General features: G+C 66.5%; 11 protein-coding genes. 8 read left to right on the top strand and 3 right to left on the bottom strand.

Annotated features, from left to right (window positions below; translation table 11 throughout):
- The first annotated feature begins 82 nt into the window (after window positions 1–82).
- Both GW587_RS20835 and GW587_RS20830 read left to right on the top strand, forming a co-directional pair.
- The gene (locus GW587_RS20835) at window positions 83–1,813 is read left to right on the top strand and encodes an ABC transporter permease (RefSeq protein ID WP_166106518.1); all 1,731 of its coding nucleotides are present in this window, start codon (window positions 83–85) and stop codon (window positions 1,811–1,813) included.
- Window positions 1,814–1,823: 10 nt separating this feature from the next.
- Window positions 1,824–3,128: an ABC transporter ATP-binding protein gene (locus GW587_RS20830; protein ID WP_166106517.1), complete on the top strand. Its 1,305-nt coding sequence runs from the start codon at window positions 1,824–1,826 to the stop codon at window positions 3,126–3,128.
- Between the two features lie 90 nt (window positions 3,129–3,218).
- On the opposite strand, the gene hemL is transcribed toward GW587_RS20830, so the two are convergent.
- Together hemL and thiD are read right to left on the bottom strand one after the other, a co-directional pair.
- Entirely contained in the window at window positions 3,219–4,511 is a 1,293-nt protein-coding gene (gene hemL, locus GW587_RS20825) for a glutamate-1-semialdehyde 2,1-aminomutase (protein WP_166106516.1), read from the bottom strand.
- Between the two features lie 33 nt (window positions 4,512–4,544).
- Window positions 4,545–5,399 carry a bifunctional hydroxymethylpyrimidine kinase/phosphomethylpyrimidine kinase gene (gene thiD / locus GW587_RS20820; RefSeq protein ID WP_166106515.1) on the bottom strand — a complete coding sequence of 285 codons (855 nt, stop codon included), beginning with the start codon at window positions 5,397–5,399 and terminating at the stop codon, window positions 4,545–4,547.
- Between the two features lie 96 nt (window positions 5,400–5,495).
- Between thiD and GW587_RS20815 the strand changes: the two genes are divergently transcribed.
- From GW587_RS20815 to GW587_RS20790, 6 genes are all read left to right on the top strand, one after another.
- Window positions 5,496–5,648: a rubredoxin gene (locus GW587_RS20815; protein WP_166106557.1), complete on the top strand. Its 153-nt coding sequence runs from the start codon at window positions 5,496–5,498 to the stop codon at window positions 5,646–5,648.
- A 63-nt stretch (window positions 5,649–5,711) separates the two neighbouring features.
- Window positions 5,712–6,119 carry a response regulator gene (locus tag GW587_RS20810; protein ID WP_166106514.1) on the top strand — a complete coding sequence of 136 codons (408 nt, stop codon included), beginning with the start codon at window positions 5,712–5,714 and terminating at the stop codon, window positions 6,117–6,119.
- Between the two features lie 20 nt (window positions 6,120–6,139).
- A complete protein-coding gene (locus GW587_RS20805) occupies window positions 6,140–6,508 on the top strand; it encodes a response regulator transcription factor (RefSeq protein ID WP_166106513.1) in 369 nt (122 codons plus the stop codon).
- 1 nt (window position 6,509) lies between these two features.
- Window positions 6,510–7,079 (top strand): chemotaxis protein CheW, encoded by a 570-nt coding sequence (locus GW587_RS20800; protein ID WP_166106512.1) that lies wholly within the window; start codon window positions 6,510–6,512, stop codon window positions 7,077–7,079.
- 79 nt (window positions 7,080–7,158) lie between these two features.
- Window positions 7,159–9,456, top strand: coding sequence for a methyl-accepting chemotaxis protein (locus GW587_RS20795; RefSeq protein WP_229259568.1), 2,298 nt, complete (start codon window positions 7,159–7,161; stop codon window positions 9,454–9,456).
- A 39-nt stretch (window positions 9,457–9,495) separates the two neighbouring features.
- Window positions 9,496–15,486, top strand: a complete 5,991-nt coding sequence (locus tag GW587_RS20790; RefSeq protein WP_166106510.1) for an Hpt domain-containing protein — start codon at window positions 9,496–9,498, stop codon at window positions 15,484–15,486.
- On the opposite strand, the gene GW587_RS20785 is transcribed toward GW587_RS20790, so the two are convergent.
- The gene (locus GW587_RS20785; RefSeq protein WP_166106509.1) at window positions 15,455–16,906 is read right to left on the bottom strand and encodes a cryptochrome/photolyase family protein; all 1,452 of its coding nucleotides are present in this window, start codon (window positions 16,904–16,906) and stop codon (window positions 15,455–15,457) included. The genes GW587_RS20790 and GW587_RS20785 overlap by 32 nt on opposite strands.
- Between the last annotated feature and the right edge of the window lie 86 nt (window positions 16,907–16,992).

The raw sequence follows: 16,992 nt of genomic DNA, 5'->3' as shown, positions 1-16,992 counted from the left end.
TGCGGGTCGGCTTACCCGACCGTAATAATCCGGTCGCAAAACAACATTAAAATGGCGGGCTGCAAGCCGGAGAGGATACGACATGAACAAGAAGCGGCAATTTTTCCCCCGCCAGGTGGTCGAAGCCGGCGGCAATCGCTGGGATTGGGCGCTGCTGCCGATCGTGCTCGCCGTGTTCGTGCTGCTGGCCTACGGCGGCCAGCAGATGGCGCGCCCGTATCAACTGGGGCAGGCGTTGCCGCTGTCGCTGGATCCGGGCTACCTGCCTTACTACCTGCTGCGCACCACGCTGCGGATGTTCATCGCGCTCGGTCTGTCGGTGGTGTTCAGCTGCGTGTTCGCCGCGCTGACCACCAAATACCGCACCGCTGAAAAAGTGCTGGTGCCGCTGCTCGACATCCTGCAATCGATCCCCATCCTCGGCTTCCTGTCGATCACGGTGACGGCCTTCATCGCGCTCTTTCCCGGCAACCTGCTGGGGGTGGAGTGCGCCGCCATCTTCGCCATCTTCACCTCGCAGGCCTGGAACATGGCGTTCTCCGCCTACCAGGGCTTCCGCAACGTGCCGGCCGAATTGTCGGAGGCCGCCAGCGTGTTCCAGCTGTCGGGCTGGCAGCGCTTCTGGCGGCTGGAGCTGCCGTTCGCCATGCCCGGTCTGTTGTGGAACATGATGATGTCGATGTCGGGCGGCTGGTTCTTCGTGGTCGCCTCGGAGGCGATCTCGGTCTCGAACCAGAACATCAAGCTGCCCGGCATCGGCTCGTACATCGCGCTGGCGATCGAGCGCAGCGACCTGGGCGCGATCGGCTGGGCCATCGGCGCCATGCTGGTGGCGGTGCTGATGTACGACCAGCTGTTCTTCCGCCCCCTGCTGGCGTGGGCCGACAAGTTCCGTTTCGAGGAAACCGGCGGCGACACCGCGCAGCAATCGTGGCTGCTGACCTGGCTGCGCCGCACCGAGCGCACGCAGGCGCTGGTGGACTGGTTCGGCGCCATGCTGTCGCGCTCCATCGCGCTGTTCCGCCTCGGCCACGACGGCACCTCGATCCGCGCCCGCCGCGACAAGCCGACGCTGGTGCCGCAACGGGTGTGGGACGCGGTGATCGCCGCCGTGGTGTTCTACGCCTTGTGGAGCCTGGTGCACTTCATCAGCACCGAAGTCGGTTGGGCCGAAGTGGGGCACGTGCTGACGCTCGGCTGCTACACGATGATCCGGGTGGTGGTGCTGCTGGCGCTGGCCGCGCTGGTGTGGGTGCCGGTCGGGATCTGGATCGGCATGAATCCGCGCTGGGCCTCGCGCACGCAGGCGGTGGCGCAATTCCTCGCCGCCTTCCCGGCCAACCTGGTGTTCCCGGTGGCGGTGATCCTGATCGTGCGCTACCACCTGAATCCGGATATCTGGCTGTCGCCGCTGATGATCCTCGGGACGCAATGGTATTTGCTGTTCAACGTCATCGCCGGCGCCTCGACGATACCGACCGAGCTGCGTCACGCCGCCAGGAATTTCGGCCTGACCGGCTGGCTGAAATGGCGCCGCTACCTGCTGCCGGCGATCTTCCCCAGCTTCGTCACCGGCGCCATCACCGCGTCGGGCGGCTCGTGGAACGCCGCCATCGTCTCGGAGTTCGTCAGCTGGGGCCCGACCACGCTGAAGGCGCACGGCATCGGCAGCTACATCCAGGAGATGACCATCAACGGCGACTTCCCGCGCATCGCGCTGGGCATCGGCGTGATGTGCATCTTCGTCATGGGCTTCAACCACTTCGTCTGGCGCCGTCTCTACACCCTGGCCGAAAGCCGGCTGCACTTCTAGGAATCGAATCATGAGCACACCCATCGTCGAATTGAAAGCGGTCGGTAAGCACTTCCTGGCCTCGGACGGCACCGCGCGGTCGGTGCTGGAAGGCGTCGACTTCACGCTGCGCGAAGGCGAGATCGTCGCGCTGCTGGGGCAATCCGGTTCCGGCAAGTCGACCATGCTGCGCATCATGGCGGGGCTGATCCAGGCCGATAGCGGGCAGGTGCTGTATCGCGGCATGCCGCTGTACGGCACGGCGCGCGGCATCCGCATGGTGTTCCAGTCGTTCGCGCTGTTCCCGTGGCTGACGGTGCAGAAGAACGTCGAGCTGGGGCTGGAGGCGCAAGGCATGCCGGCCGACGAACGGGCGCGCCGCGCCGAAAAGATGATCGATCTGATCGGCCTGTCGGGTTTCGAAGGCGCGCTGCCGCGCGAGCTGTCGGGCGGCATGCGGCAACGGGTCGGCATCGCCCGCGCGCTGGTGATGGAACCGGAAGTGCTGCTGATGGACGAAGCGTTTTCGGCGCTGGACGTGCTGACCGGCGAGCGCCTGCGCGAAGAGATTTTGCAGCTGTGGCAGTCGGGCCGGATTCCGACCAAGGCGATCCTGGTGGTGTCGCACAACATCGAAGAAGCGGTGATGATGGCGGACCGGGTGTTGATCTTCGCCAGCGATCCGGGCCGGGTGCGCGCCGAGCTGCCGATCTCACTGCCGCAGCCGCGCAAGGCCGAAGGTCCGGAAGTGCGCCAGCTGATCGACAAGGTCTACGAATTGATGACGGCCGGCGCCGGACGGCGCGGCTTGATCAGCGAGAAGGAGGTCAAGCTGCAGCTGGGCGATCGCTTGCCGCAGGCCGGCATCGCGCATATGGAGGGTATCCTCGAGTTGCTGGCCGAGGAACCGTTCTCCGGCCGCGCCGACCTGCCGAAGCTGGCGGAGGAAACCGAGCTGACCGACGCCGAACTGCTGGAAGTATTGAACGCCTTGCTGCTGCTGGGGTTTGCCTGGCTGACCAACGGCGACATCCTGATGACGGAGCTGGGCAGCCGCTACGTCGCCGCCACCAACACCGAGCGGCAGGAGCTGTTCGGCAAGCAGCTGCTGGAGCATGTGCCGCTGATCGCCTACATCTGCCATGGGCTGGAGCAGGACAAGTCGGGCGACTTGCCGGAAGACCTGTTCCTGAAGCTGCTGCGCTTCACGCTCAGCGAAGAAGAAGCCGAGCGCGCGCTGCGGGTGGCGATCGAATGGGGCCGCTACGGCGACCTGTTCGAATACAACTTCAACACCGGCGTGATCCAGCTCCCCGAAGCGGCAAGCGACGCGTAACCCGGTGTCAGTGCCGACATTCGGACATTCACGAACTTTCGGACGCAAGAAAGTTCCACTGATGTCCGAATGTCGGCACTGACACCGAAGTTAGGCGGCGAGTTTCTTGAACACGCGGCTGGCGGCGGCGATGGTTTCGTCGATCACGTCGTCGCTGTGCGCCGCCGAGACGAAGCCCGCTTCGAATGCCGCCGGTGCGAAGTACACGCCTTCGTCCAGCATCGCGTGGAAGAATACGTTGAAGCGCGCGCGGTCGCCCGCCATCATTTCGGCGTAGTTGTTCGGCGGCGTCTCGCTGAAGTACAGGCCGAACATGCCGCCCACCGAGTCGGCGCAGAACACCACGCCCGCTTCCTTGGCCGCCGCCGTCAGCCCGGCCGCCAGCCGCGCCGCCGTCGCGCTCAACTTGTCGTGGAAGCCCGGCTGCTGGATGATCTTCAGGGTCGTCATGCCGGCCGCCACCGCCACCGGATTGCCCGACAGCGTGCCGGCCTGGTACACGGCGCCCAGCGGCGCCATCTTGCTCATCAACTCGGCGCTGCCGCCGAATGCCGCCACCGGCAAGCCGCCGCCGATCACCTTGCCCAGCGCCGTCAGGTCAGGCTTGATGCTGTACAGTTCCTGCGCGCCGCCCAGCGCCACGCGGAAGCCGCACATCACTTCGTCGAAGATCAATACCGATCCGTGCTTGCTGCACAGCGCGCGCATCGCCTCGAGGAAGGCTACACTGGCCTTGATCAGGTTCATATTGCCGGCCACCGGCTCGACGATCACGCAGGCGATCTCGTCGCCGAATTCGGCGAACGCTTCCTCCAGCTGTTCGACGTTGTTGTAGTCCAGCACCAGCGTGTGCTTGACGAAGTCCTCCGGCACGCCGGCCGACGTCGGGTTGCCGAAGGTGAGCAGGCCGCTGCCCGCCTTGACCAGCAGCGAGTCGGCATGGCCGTGGTAGCAGCCTTCGAACTTGACGATCTTGTCGCGTCCCGTGTAGCCGCGCGCCAGGCGCAGCGCGCTCATGGTCGCCTCGGTGCCCGACGACACCAGGCGCACCTGTTCGATCGATGGCACCAGGCGGCAGATCTCTTCGGCCATTTCAACTTCGCCTTCGGTCGGCGCGCCGAACGACAGGCCGCGCGCGGCGGCGTCCTGCACCGCCTTCACCACCACCGGATGCGCGTGGCCGACGATGGCCGGACCCCACGAGCCGATGTAGTCGATGTAGCGCTTGTCGTCCGCGTCCCAGAAGTACGGGCCTTCGGCGCGGGTGATGAAGCGCGGCGTGCCGCCCACCGAGCGGAAGGCGCGCACCGGCGAGTTGACGCCGCCGGGCGTGGTTTTCTGGGCGCGTTCGAACAGCGTGTCGTTTTTCGAGATCGTGGTCATGATGGCATCTTCAATATCAGGTTGGTAAGCAAGCTACTGCATGTCCGCTGCGGTCGTCAGCAGATGGAAGAATCGGTTGGGCACGAATTTGCCCATGCCGTAGCGCTGCGCGTGCGCCAGCGCGCCGACAGTATATTCCTGCGCCGCCGCCACCGCTTCCGGCACGTCGGCGCCGCGCGCCATGAAGGCGGTGATCGCCGCCGACAGCGTGCCGCCGGCGCCGATGAACGGGCCGGGCAAATGCTGCCAGGCGTCGTGGCTGATCATGCCGTCGGCGCCGAACAGGGTGTTGGCCAGCGTGTTCGGCGCAACGCTTTCGCCCTGCGCCGTGGCGGCGGCCGGCGTGCCGGTGACCAGCACGAATTCGCAGCCCAGGGCCAGCAGGTGCTCGACGTCCGATTCCAGCGTGTCCTCGGCGCCTTCGCGCCAGGTCTCGGCCAGCCGGCCCAGTTCCACCGTCGACAGCATCAGCAGCGTGGCCTGCGGCACCAGCAGCTGGCGCAGCGCCGTCAGCAGTTCTTCGACGTCGTCGTCGGGCGGATCCGGCAGGCGCGAACTGAAGGGGTCGAGGATCAGCGGGGCGTCCGGATAGTCGGACAGGATCTCGGCGATCGCCGCCACCTGCTCGACATTGGCCAGCGCGCCGACCTTGAAGGCGGCCATGGTCATGTCCTCCAGCACCACGCGGGCCTGGTCGGAGACCCAGTCGGCGTCGATGTCCTGCACGTCTTCGATGCGCGCACTGTCGCCGATCAGCAACGCGGTGGTGACCGCGAGTCCGGTGCAGGAGAGGGCGGAGAATGCCGCCAGGTCGGCCTGGACGCCGATCGCGCCGGCGGGATCGGCGGCGCCGAAGCTTAATATGAGAGGAGAAGTTTGGTTTTGCACGGCGGGTAGATTAAGATACCTAATTCAGCATTTTACTTGATTGAAGGGTGGCAGAACGTGAGTAGCAATGAAACAACGCAGGAGTTCAAGACCTGGATGTGCCTGATCTGCGGCTGGATCTACGACGAACAGGCCGGCTTGCCGGAAGAGGGCCTGGCGCCCGGTACCCGTTGGGCCGACGTGCCGATGAACTGGAGCTGTCCGGAATGCGGCGCCCGCAAGGACGATTTCGAGATGGTCGCAATCTGATCTCCGCCGCGCACCCGTTGCCCTCCCTGTGCTATGGTATAGCACCATTCCAGCGATCCGACTATGACCACCACGCCGCCAGCTAATGCCCTGAAAATCATGGTGATCGACGACAGCAGCACGATTCGTCGCTCGGCCGAGATCTTCCTGACCCAGGCCGGCTACCAGGTGGTGCTGGCCGAGGATGGCTTCGACGCGCTGGCCAAGATCAACGACCATCACCCGGCGCTGGTGTTCTGCGACATCCTGATGCCGCGCCTGGACGGTTACCAGACTTGCGCGCTGATCAAGAAAAGCGCGAAATTCCATACCACGCCGGTACTGATGCTGTCTTCCAAGGACGGCCTGTTCGACCGCGCGCGCGGCGCGATGGTCGGCTCGGCCGCCTACCTGACCAAACCTTTTACCAAGGACAGCCTGCTGACCGCCGTGCGCGAGCACACCGGCGGCGCTGTCGCATCAGCCGAATAAGAAAGCCGCAAGGGGGAACCATGGCCATACAGAGAATTTTGATCGTCGACGATTCGCCCACCGAGCGCTATTACCTGACCGACATCCTGGTCAAGAACGGTTTTTCCGTGTCGGTCGCCGAAAACGGCGAGGAGGCGCTGGCCAAGATCAAGGCCGACAAGCCGCAGCTGATCCTGATGGACGTGGTCATGCCAGGCGCGAACGGCTTCCAGGTCACGCGCTCGATCGCCCGCGATCCGGAGCTGCAGGACGTGCCGGTGATTATCTGCTCCAGCAAGAACCAGGAGACGGACCGCATCTGGGGCCTGCGCCAGGGCGCGCGCGATTACCTGGTCAAGCCGGTCGACGCGGCCGAGCTGCTGGCGAAAATCGCGGCGCTCGACACGTAAGATGAGCAGCCAAACGCTCGACACCTCCAACTCTTCGGCCGGCCCGGAACGCCGCAGCCGCTTGCGCCAATATCAAGTGCAGCTGCTGGAGCGCATGCAGGCCGCCAAGACCGGCGCTGCGGAAAGCGGACGTGAACTGGGCGTGCGGATCGGCGACAGTCTGTGTCTGCTGGACCTGACCCAGATCAGCGAGATCGTGCCGCAGCAGGCGGTGACGCCGGTGCCGCTGGCGCGCGACTGGTATCTGGGTCTGGCCAATATTCGCGGCAACCTGACCGGCGTGATCGACCTGGCGCGCTACCAGGGCCAGGCCGCCGGCGCCGGCGATGCCGCCGCCGAGCGTCGCCTGATCACCTTCGCGCCCGGACTGGGCTTCAACTGCGCGCTGCTGGCCGAGCGCGTGCTGGGCCTGCGCAAGCTGGCCGACATGGAACCGGTGGAGCAGGACGCCGATGATGCGCCATCATGGCGCAACCAGCATTTCCGCGATGGCGAGGGCCAGCAATGGATCCGCATCGATCTGGCGCAGCTGGTGCGTGAAGCCCGTTTTTCACAGGTAGGTCTCGTGTAGGTATCATCAATCCGGAGAGGGTGTAATGGCTTTCAACATGGGTATTTTCTCGCGCGGCAACCGGAATGCCGGCCAGGACATGGCAGCGAATTCAGAATTCGGCGAAGCGGGCGACTCGCAGTTCCTGCGCGCCGCGCCAACGTCTCCATTCGCTGCGGCGCCGGCGCAAGCCGATGCGGCCGGCGCCGTCGGAGGCAACGACAGCGAAGCGCCGCTGCGATTGCGCGATGCGCTGGGCCGCCGCGCCGCCGGCAGCGCCGCCGCAAACGCGGAAGCGGGCGCCGGCTTCAAGCTGCCGCTGATCGGCCATCTGCCGGCGCAGCGTCAACTGAGCGTGCTGTCGTCGGCGCTGGCGATCAGCCTTGCGCTGAGCGCGGTGTTCGTCGCGCTCAACACCCTGCACGGCGCCAACCGCTCGGCGCAAACCCAGGTGGCCAGCGATGCGCTGATGCACTCGCAGCGCATCGGCAAGGCGGCGCCGAACGCGGTGCAGGGCAGCGCCGAAGGCTTCCGCCAGCTGGAGGAAAGCCGCAAGGAGCTGAATCAGGACATCACGCTGATGACGCGCGGCGGCCAATACCAGGGCCGCGACATCGGCGAGCCGACGACGGCCGTCGCGCCGGTGGTGGCGGCCGCGCGCAAGCAGTGGACCGCGACCGACCTCGCCGCCGGCACCATCCTGACGCTGAAGACGGAGCTGAGCGGCGTCGATAAAACGCTGCAGAAGCTGAACGCGATGTCGCCCGACCTGCTGTCGCGCACCGAAGAGATCAGCGCGCTTAAGGTGCAGCGCGGCGGTTCGGCGCGCGAGATCGCGGCGCTCGGCAAGCTGACCATGCTGACCCAGCGCATGAGCCGCAGCGCCGGCGAATTCCTCACCGCCGGCGGCATCAGCTCGGAAACGGCGTTCCAATTGGGCCGCGACACCACGGTGTTCCGCAACACCATCGACGGCTTCCTCAACGGCAGCGTGCCGCTGGGACTGGGCGCGGTGCGCGACGCCGACCTGCGCGAAAAATTCACCGCCTTGAAGACCGACTTCGAGGAATACCAGAAGCTGGTTACCGCCATTCTCGACAAGCTGGATAAATTCAGCGCGGCGAAAGTGGCCGAGCAGCTGATCTTCACCGAGAACGAAGCGTTGCGCCAACGCCTGTCGACCGCGCAGGCGGCCTACCGCGACGCCCAGGATTCGCTCGACATGACCTTCTGGCTGATGGTGGCCGGCGGCATGCTGACGCTGATCTCGGCGGCGGCCATCGGCCGCGTGCTGCTGATGGATTCGTACAACCGCACCCGTGGCGCCGACCGCCGCCGCCAGGAAGCCGACACCATGCGCCAGCAGTCGCAGCGCAAGGAAGAGGAAGCCAAGGCGATGAACGACCAGAACCAGGCGGCGATTCTGCGCCTGATGAACGAGTTGCAGGAAGTGGCGGACGGCGATTTGACGGTGCAGGCCACGGTGTCGGAAGACATCACCGGCGCCATCGCCGACTCGGTCAACTACACGGTGGAGGAGCTGCGCGGGCTGGTGGGCCGCGTGACCGCGACCGCCGAGCAGGTGACCAAGGCGTCGACGCACGCGCAAAGCATCTCCAGCGATCTGCTGCAGGCGTCGCAGCAGCAGTCGCGCGAAATCCAGGACGCGTCGGCGACGGTGGCGAAGATGGCCAGCGAGATCACCGACGTGTCGCGCTCCGCCAGCGAATCGGCCGACGTGGCGCGCCAGTCGGTGGCGGCGGCGCAGCAGGGTTCGACGGCGGTGGAGAACGCGATCAAGGGCATGCACGAGATCCGCGAGCAGATCCAGGACACCTCCAAGCGCATCAAGCGCCTGGGCGAATCGTCGCAGGAGATCGGCGAGATCACCGAGCTGATTTCCGACATCACCGAGCAGACCAACGTGCTGGCGCTGAACGCGGCGATCCAGGCCGCGTCGGCCGGCGAGGCGGGACGCGGCTTCTCGGTGGTGGCGGAGGAGGTGCAGCGGCTGGCGGAACGCTCGGCCGGCGCGGCCAAGCAGATCGGCGCGCTGGTGCGCACCATTCAGACCGATACCCACGACGCCGTGGCGGCGATGGAAAAATCGACGCAGGGCGTGGTCGAAGGCGCGCGCCTGTCCGACGCGGCCGGCGCGGCGCTGAACGACATCTCGCAGGTGTCGAACCGGCTGGCGGAACTGATCTCCGGCATCTCGCTGGCGACCGGCCAGCAGGCGACGTCGGCGACCGGCGTGGCGCAGAACATCCAACACATTTTGACGGTGACCGAGCAGACGCAGGACGGTACCCAACAAACCGCACAATCGATTCACAAGCTGTCGGTGCTGGCGCAGGAACTGAAAAACTCGGTGGCGCGATTCCGTATCGCGAACTGACCTGCCATCACTGAAGGATTGAAGGACAGAGAGAAGCGCATGACCACAACTGATTTTTCGACATCGCCGCAACCGCAATTTGACACCGGACCCTTGTCTTGGGTGATGGTGGAGATCCGCGAGTCGCTGGCGCGCTCCCGCACCGCGCTGTTCGAGGCCGGTGGACGGGCGCCGGAAGATCAGGCGACCCAGTTGCAGCATGCGAAGTCGCATTTGCACCAGGCGCACGGCGCCTTGCAGATGGTGGACGTGGACGGCGTCAGCTTGATGACCGAGACGGCGGAGGCGGCGCTGGACCGCTTCAAGGCCGGCACGCTGAAATGCAGCACGGACAATGCGGAGACGCTGGCGCTGCTGTACCGCGCGCTGGTCGAGTATCTGGAGGAGCTGCTGGAAGGCGCGCCGTCGCAGCCGGCCAGGCTCTTTCCATACTATCGCGCCGTGCTGGAAATGATGGGGGCGGAGCGCATCCATCCGGCCGATCTGTTCTATCCCGATTTGTCGCGGGCGCCGCAGTTGCCGCCGGCGCCGGCGCCGGCCGGCGATGCCGATTACGCCGCCTATCGCCAGCGTTTCGAACGCGCGCTGCTGCCGTACATGAAGAGCGCCGATGCGGCGCAGCAGCGCGAGCATGCGGCGGCGCTGCTGGAGGCGGTCAAGCTGGTGGCCGATGCGCAGCAGGACGACAAGGCGCGCGCCTTCTGGCTGGCGATGCAGGGCTTCGCGGAGCTGGTCGCGAGCGGCGAGCTGGCGGGCGGCTTGTACATCAAGCAGTTGTTCGGTTTGATCAATCTGCAGATACGCCGTTTGAGCCAGGGCCAGGGCGCGTTGCCGGATGCGATGCTGCGCGATGCGTTGTTCTTCATCGCGGCGGCGCCGGATTCGGCGTCGGCGACGGTGTGGCAGTTGCGCGGCGCCTATGGACTGGACGGCCTGGTGCCGGCCGATTACGAGGCGCGCCGTTACGGCCAGATCGATACCGAAGCGCTTGAGCGGGCCAAGGCCGGCATGGTGCAGGCCAAGGCGAACTGGGACCGTCTGGCCAACGCGGAAATCGATCCGGCGCTGGACGCGGCCTTCGGCCAGTCGCTGGCGGAGGTCGCGGCCGAATGCGATCAATTGAACATACCGGCGTTGAGCGCGCTGCTGCGGCAGTTGGCCGATGTGGCGCGCACGGCGGTGTCGGTGGGCCGCAGCGAGGAGCTGGCGCTGGAGATGGCGACCGCCTTGCTGTTCGCCGAGCATGGTCTGGAACAGATCCGTCATCTGCCGGACGACTTCACCGCGCACGCCGATACCATCGGCGCGCGCTTGCTGGCGCTGGTGTCCGGCGATACGCCGCCGGAGCCGGCGCAGTGGCAGAACGGCCTGGCGCATCAGATGCGGCAGGACGATACGGTGATCGCGCTGGCGATGGAAATGAAGACCGGCCTGCGGCAGGTGGAGAAGGTGCTGGACGAGTATTACGCCGATCCGTCGCATCGGCCGGCGCTGGTGGAACTGGCGTCGGTGCTGCATCAGTTGCAGGGTGCGCTGGCGATCCTCGACCAGGAGGATGCGATGCGGGCGGCGCTGCATGTGAAGGCGGCCGTGGCGGCGCTGGCGAACGGCGGCGGCGATCCGGCGCTGGAGCCGAAGGCTTTGGACGATATCGCGCAGAACGTCGGGGCGTTGGGCTTCTTTGTCGATATGCTGGCGCAGAATCCGGCAGGTGCGCGCGAGCGCTTTGCGTTCGATGCGGAGCATGGGACCTTCCGTTCGGTGCCGTTCAAGAAGATGCCGGCGTCGGAGTCGATTCCGGTGCTGGAGGAGCGGGTGCCTTCGCCGGCGCCGGCGGCGATGCCGGCCGAGGCGCCGCCGCCGGCCGCCAGCGATGCTGCGGTCGAGGCGGAGCTGCTGGAGATCTTCATCACCGAGGCGCGCGAGGTATTGGAGTTTGTCGATGCGACGCTGGGCAAGCCGCGCGCGGAGTCGGGCAGCGAGGAGAATCTGACCATGTTGCGGCGCTCCTTCCATACGCTCAAGGGTAGCGGGCGGATGGTGGGCTTGAATCAGTTCGCCGATGCGGCGCATGGGGTTGAGCGGGTCATGAATACGTGGCTGGCGGATGGGCGTCCGGCGACGGATGCGTTGTTCGCGCTGTTGCATCATGCGGCTGTCGATATGGGCGCTTGGGTGGCGGAGCTGGCGACGGCCGGCGTTTCGTCGCGCAATGCGGACGCGTTGTCCGCCGCCGCCGCGCGGGTACAGGAGGGTGGCGATTTCTCCATCGATGCTCCGGCGCCGACGCCTTCGCCGGCCACCGAGGCGCCGCCCGCAAGCGACGACGCGGTTTCGTCGCTTGAGCCGGCGGAGCATGCGCCGCTGGCGGCCGACGAGGAAATCGAGGCGCTTGCGCCGCCGGAGGAGGAGCTGGAGGACATCGCTTTCGAGGCCGCCGAACCTGCGTTGCCGCTGGTGCCGCTGGTGCCGCTGGTGCCGCCAGTGCCGCCAGTGCCGCCCGTGCCGCCGCTGCCCGCCGCGCCGGTCGTTCACGGCAACGTCATCGAATTCCCGAGCATCGCACAGCCGGCGCCGCGCGACGACAACGTCAAACATATCGGCGAGCTGGAAATTCCTCTGCCGCTGTACAACATCTACTTGCACGAGACCGACGACCTGGTTCGGCTGCTGGTGCAGGACTTCGGCGAATGGCGGCATGAGCCGCGCCGTCCGGTCAATCCGGAAGCGTTGCAGGCGTCGCACACGCTGGCCGGCACGTCCGGCACGGTGGGCTTCAAGTCCTTGCGCGAGCTTGCGTTGGCGCTGGAGGCGACGCTGGAATCGCTGCTGCCGCCGGCGCCGCATCTGGACCAGGTGCAGCACGATCTGCTGGACTTCACGATCGAGCGCATACGTCAGATGCTGCAAAGCTTCGCGGCGGGCGAGATGCCGGCCGCGCAGCCGGAACTGATCGCCGCGCTGCACGAGTTGCGCGCGGAACTGGCGGCCACGCCGCCTGCGGCCAGCGATGATATCGAGTCGCGGCTGGACGATCTGGTGGCGGAGACGATGGACAGCATCACGGCGCCGCCGCCCGCCGCCGCGGAATCGCCGCTGGATCTGCTGTTCCGCGAGGCTTACAACGCCATCAGCGGGACGGTGCCGGAATCGGAGGCCTTCACGCCGCCGCCGGCCAAGAAGAAGCCGGAGATCCACGTCGACGATGGCATCGACGATTTGTTCAACGCCGCCTTCGACGACGCCTTCGCCGACCCACCGCTCAAGATGGCCGAACCGATCGCGCCACCTTCCGCGCCGGAGCCGGAGCCGGAGCCGATCGCGCCGCCGCCGGCACCAGAGATGGAGCCAATCGCGCTGCCGCCGGTACCAAAGCCGGAGCCGGTCGTTGAGCTGGAGCCGGCCGGCGAGCCAGAGCCGATCGCGCCGCAGCCGGTACCAGAGCCGGAGCCGGGCGCTGAGCTGGAGTCGGCCGCCGAGCCAGAGCCAGAGGCGGCCACGGAGCCGCAGCCGACCGTCGAGCTGGAGCCAGGTGAGCCAGATCTGGCCGAAGCGGCGCCGCAGCCTGAATCCGAGTCGCCGCCGCTCGCCGAGCCGACCGAGTCCGACTCCGACGCCGACTCCGAACTCGACGCCGAAGTGCTCACGCTCGCCCCTGCCGAACCAGAAATCCTGACCGCCGCGCCGGCCCTGTTCAACGACGAACTGGACGCCGACCTGCTGCCGGTCTTCCTCGAAGAAGGCGCGGATCTGCTGCCGCAAGTGGGCGAAGCATTGCGCGCCTGGCAGCACAACCCCGCCGACACGCCGCAAGCCCAAAGCCTGCTGCGCCTGCTGCACACCGTGAAGGGTAGCGCGCGCATGGCCGGCGCGATGCGTCTCGGCCAGCACGCCCACGAAATCGAAACGCACATCGAAAACATGGTGCACGCCAGCTCCGCCACGCCGCAGGCGTTCGACGAGCTGATGGCGCACTACGACCACGCGCTGCTGCTGTTCGAACAATTGCAGCACCCGGACGCCCTGCAAGCCGCCGCAGCCCAGGCAGCGGACGCCACCGGCAAGGACGGAAACGCGCCGGCCGTCGTCGGCGGAAGCGCCGACGGCTCGGCAACCACCAGCCAGGAAGCCACCGCAGCGGACCAAGGCGGTGGCGCGATCGCAGCGCAGGGCCCCGCCGCCGCACCGTTCGACGAGATCCAGCCGGGCGTCAAATCCCCGCTGGTCCGCGTGCGCGCCGATATTCTCGATCGCCTGGTCAACCAGGCCGGCGAAGTGTCGATCTCCCGCTCCAAGCTGGAGAACGAAGTTGAAACGCTGCGCTCCTCGCTGTTCGACTTCTCAGAGAACCTGACCCGCCTGCGCCGCCAACTGCGCGAAGTCGAAATGCAAGCCGAATCGCAAATCGCCTCGCGCATGTCGATCTCCAGCGAGCGCGAATTCGACCCGCTCGAATTCGACCGCTTCACCCGCCTGCAGGAACTGACCCGCATGATGGCGGAAAGCGTCAACGACGTCGCCTCCTTCCACGAAAGCCTGACCCGCAGCGTCGACAACGCCGGCGCCGACCTGGTGCTGCAAGCCCGCCTCACCCGCGACCTGCAACGCGATTTGATGCGGGTGCGGATGGTCCCATTCGCCAGCATCTCCGAACGCCTGTTCCGCGTCGCCCGCCAAAGCGCCAAAGAAGTCGACAAGCGCGTCAACCTCGACATCCGCGGCAGCGCGGTCGAAATCGACCGCAGCGTGCTGGAACGCATGGCCGCGCCGTTCGAACACCTGCTGCGCAACGCCATCGCCCACGGCGTGGAATCGCGCCAGGCGCGCGGCGACGCGGGCAAGAACGAAACCGGCGAACTGCTGGTGCAGGTCGCGCAGCAGGGCAATGAAGTCGTCATCGAATTCAGCGACGACGGCGCCGGCCTCGATCTGGAGCGCATCCGCACCAAGGGCATCGCCCTCGGCCTGCTGGAAAAAGACGAGGAAGTCAGCGACGCCCAGATCGCCGACCTGATTTTCGAACCCGGCTTCTCCACCGCCGAAGCGCTGACCGAACTGTCCGGGCGCGGCCTCGGCATGGACATCGTGCAGTCCGAGGCGCAGGCGCTGGGCGGCCGCATCGACCTGTTCTCCGATCCGGGCAAGGGCACCCGCTTCACCATCCGCCTGCCGTTGACGCTGGCCGTCACGCAGGTGGTGCTGCTGTCCGCAGGCGGCAGCACCTACGCCGTGCCGGCCACCCTGGTCGAGCAGGTGCTGCAAATGAAGGAAGCCGCGCTGGCCGAGGCCCACGGCAACGGCCACGTGCCGATCCAGGGCCAGCAAGCCGCGCTGCATTATCTGCCGACTTTGCTGGGCAGCGCCGACGCGCATCCGCCGGCACAGCGCTCATCGCCGGTGATGATGCTCAAGAACGGCAACGACCGGCTGGCGGTGCAGGTCGACGAAGTGCTGGGCAATCGCGAGGTCGTCATCAAGAACATCGGACCGCAGTTGTCGCGCATGGTCGGCATCTCCGGCGCGACGGTGCTGGGGTCGGGCGAGATCGTGTTGATCCTGAATCCGGTGGCGCTGGCGCAGCAGCTTGCGCATCACCCGGAAATGAAGCCGCCGGTCGCGCAGGCGGCCGGCGAAAACCCGGCGCCGCGCGCGCCGGGACGCAACATCATGGTGGTGGACGATTCGATGACGGTGCGCCGCGTCACCCAGCGCCTGCTGGAGCGCGAGGGTTATCACGTCACACTGGCCAAGGACGGCGTGGACGCGCTGGAGCAGTTGCAGGGCATGTCGCCGGACCTGATGCTGGTCGATATCGAGATGCCGCGCATGGACGGCTTCGACCTGACGCGCAATGTGCGCGGCGACGACCGCACCAGGGACATCCCGATCATCATGATCACCTCGCGCAGCGCGGACAAACACCGCAACTACGCGCTGGAACTCGGCGTGAACGCCTACTTCGGCAAGCCGTTCCAGGAGCCGGTGCTGCTGGAGGCGATCACTGGTCTGCTGAAGGACCGGGCTTCTTGACCATTTCGTAGCGCTCGAGCGTCAGCTTGCGCGCTTCGTCGTGCATCACGATCGGACCGGGATAATCCAGCGGCAGCATGCGCGGCACCAGCCACGGCGCGTGGATTTCCTTGTCGCTCAAGTCCTTCAGCTGCGGCAGGTAGCGGCGGATGAACTTGCCGCTGGCGTCGAACTTCTGCGACTGCGTGATCGGATTGAAGATGCGGAAGTAAGGCTGTGCGTCGCAGCCCGACGACGACGCCCACTGCCAGCCGCCGTTGTTCGACGCCAGGTCGAAGTCGTTCAGGTGCAGCGCGAAGTAAGCCTCGCCGCGCCGCCAGTCGATGCCCAGGTCCTTGATCAGGAAGCAGGCCGTGACCATGCGCAGGCGGTTGTGCATATAGCCGGTCTGGTTCAGCTGCGCCATCGCCGCGTCGACCAGCGGATAGCCGGTGCGGCCCTCGCACCAGGCCGCGAACAGTTCGTCGGCCTCCGGCCCGGTCTCCCACTGGATCGCATCGTAGGCGGGCTTGAACGCGCCGCCCACCACGTGCGGATTGTGGAACAGGATCATGGCGTAGAACTCGCGCCAGATCAGCTCCGCCAGCCACACCGGCGCGCCTTCGCCGCCGGCGCCGCGCGCCATCACGTCGCGCACCGTGCGCACCAGGTGCCGCACCGACAGCGTGCCGAAACGGAAATGCAGCGACAGATACGACGGCCCCTTCAGCGCCGGGAAGTCGCGCGCGTCCTTGTATTGCGCGATGCGCGGCAAAAAATCCTCGAACAGCCTGGCGGCGCCGGACATGCCGGTCGGGATATTCAGCTCGGCCAGGTTGCTCGGCTCGAAGCCCAGCTCGGCCAGCGTCGGCAACGCGGGGGCAGGCGAGGGCGGCGGCGCCAGCCGCGCCGCGTGCGGTTCGATGTGGTACGGCGCCAGCACCGACGGATCGGCGTCCAGCTTTTTCAGCCAGGCGTTCTTGTATGGCGTAAACACCGAGAACACGCCGCCGGTCTGCGACAGCACTTCGCTTTTTTCAAAGATCACCTGATCCTTGAAGCTCAGGAAGCGGCGGCCGGCGTCGCGCAGCGTCCGCGCCACCGTGGCGTCACGCTCCAGCGCTTGCGGTTCATAATCGTGGTTGCAGTAGACCGCGCCGACGCCCAGCTCGGCCGCCAGCGCCGGGATCTCGGTGGCCGGATCGCCATGCCGCACGATCAGGTGGCCGCCCAGTTCCGCCAGCTCGGCCGCCACTTCGGCGATGCTGGCGTGGATGAAATCGACCCGGCGGTCGCGGCGCGGCAGCGCGTCGAGGATGGTTGTATCGTAGACAAAAACGCAATGCACGACCGCGCTGTCCTGTAGCGCCTGATGCAGCGCCACGTGGTCGAAAACGCGTAAATCGCGGCGCAGCCATACGAGGGAGGAAGTCGGTTTCATTCGGTCTGTATCAATCTTGTGTGGGACTCAATCATGGCGGCTTGCATATTTCAGTGTAAACTATCGTTTAGCCGCGCGAATACTAC

Origin of the sequence: Duganella aceris (assembly GCF_011090165.1) — a bacterium.
GTDB classification, from domain to species: Bacteria; Pseudomonadota; Gammaproteobacteria; order Burkholderiales; family Burkholderiaceae_D; genus Rugamonas; species Rugamonas aceris.
This window is presented reverse-complemented; position numbering and strand designations above follow the sequence as displayed.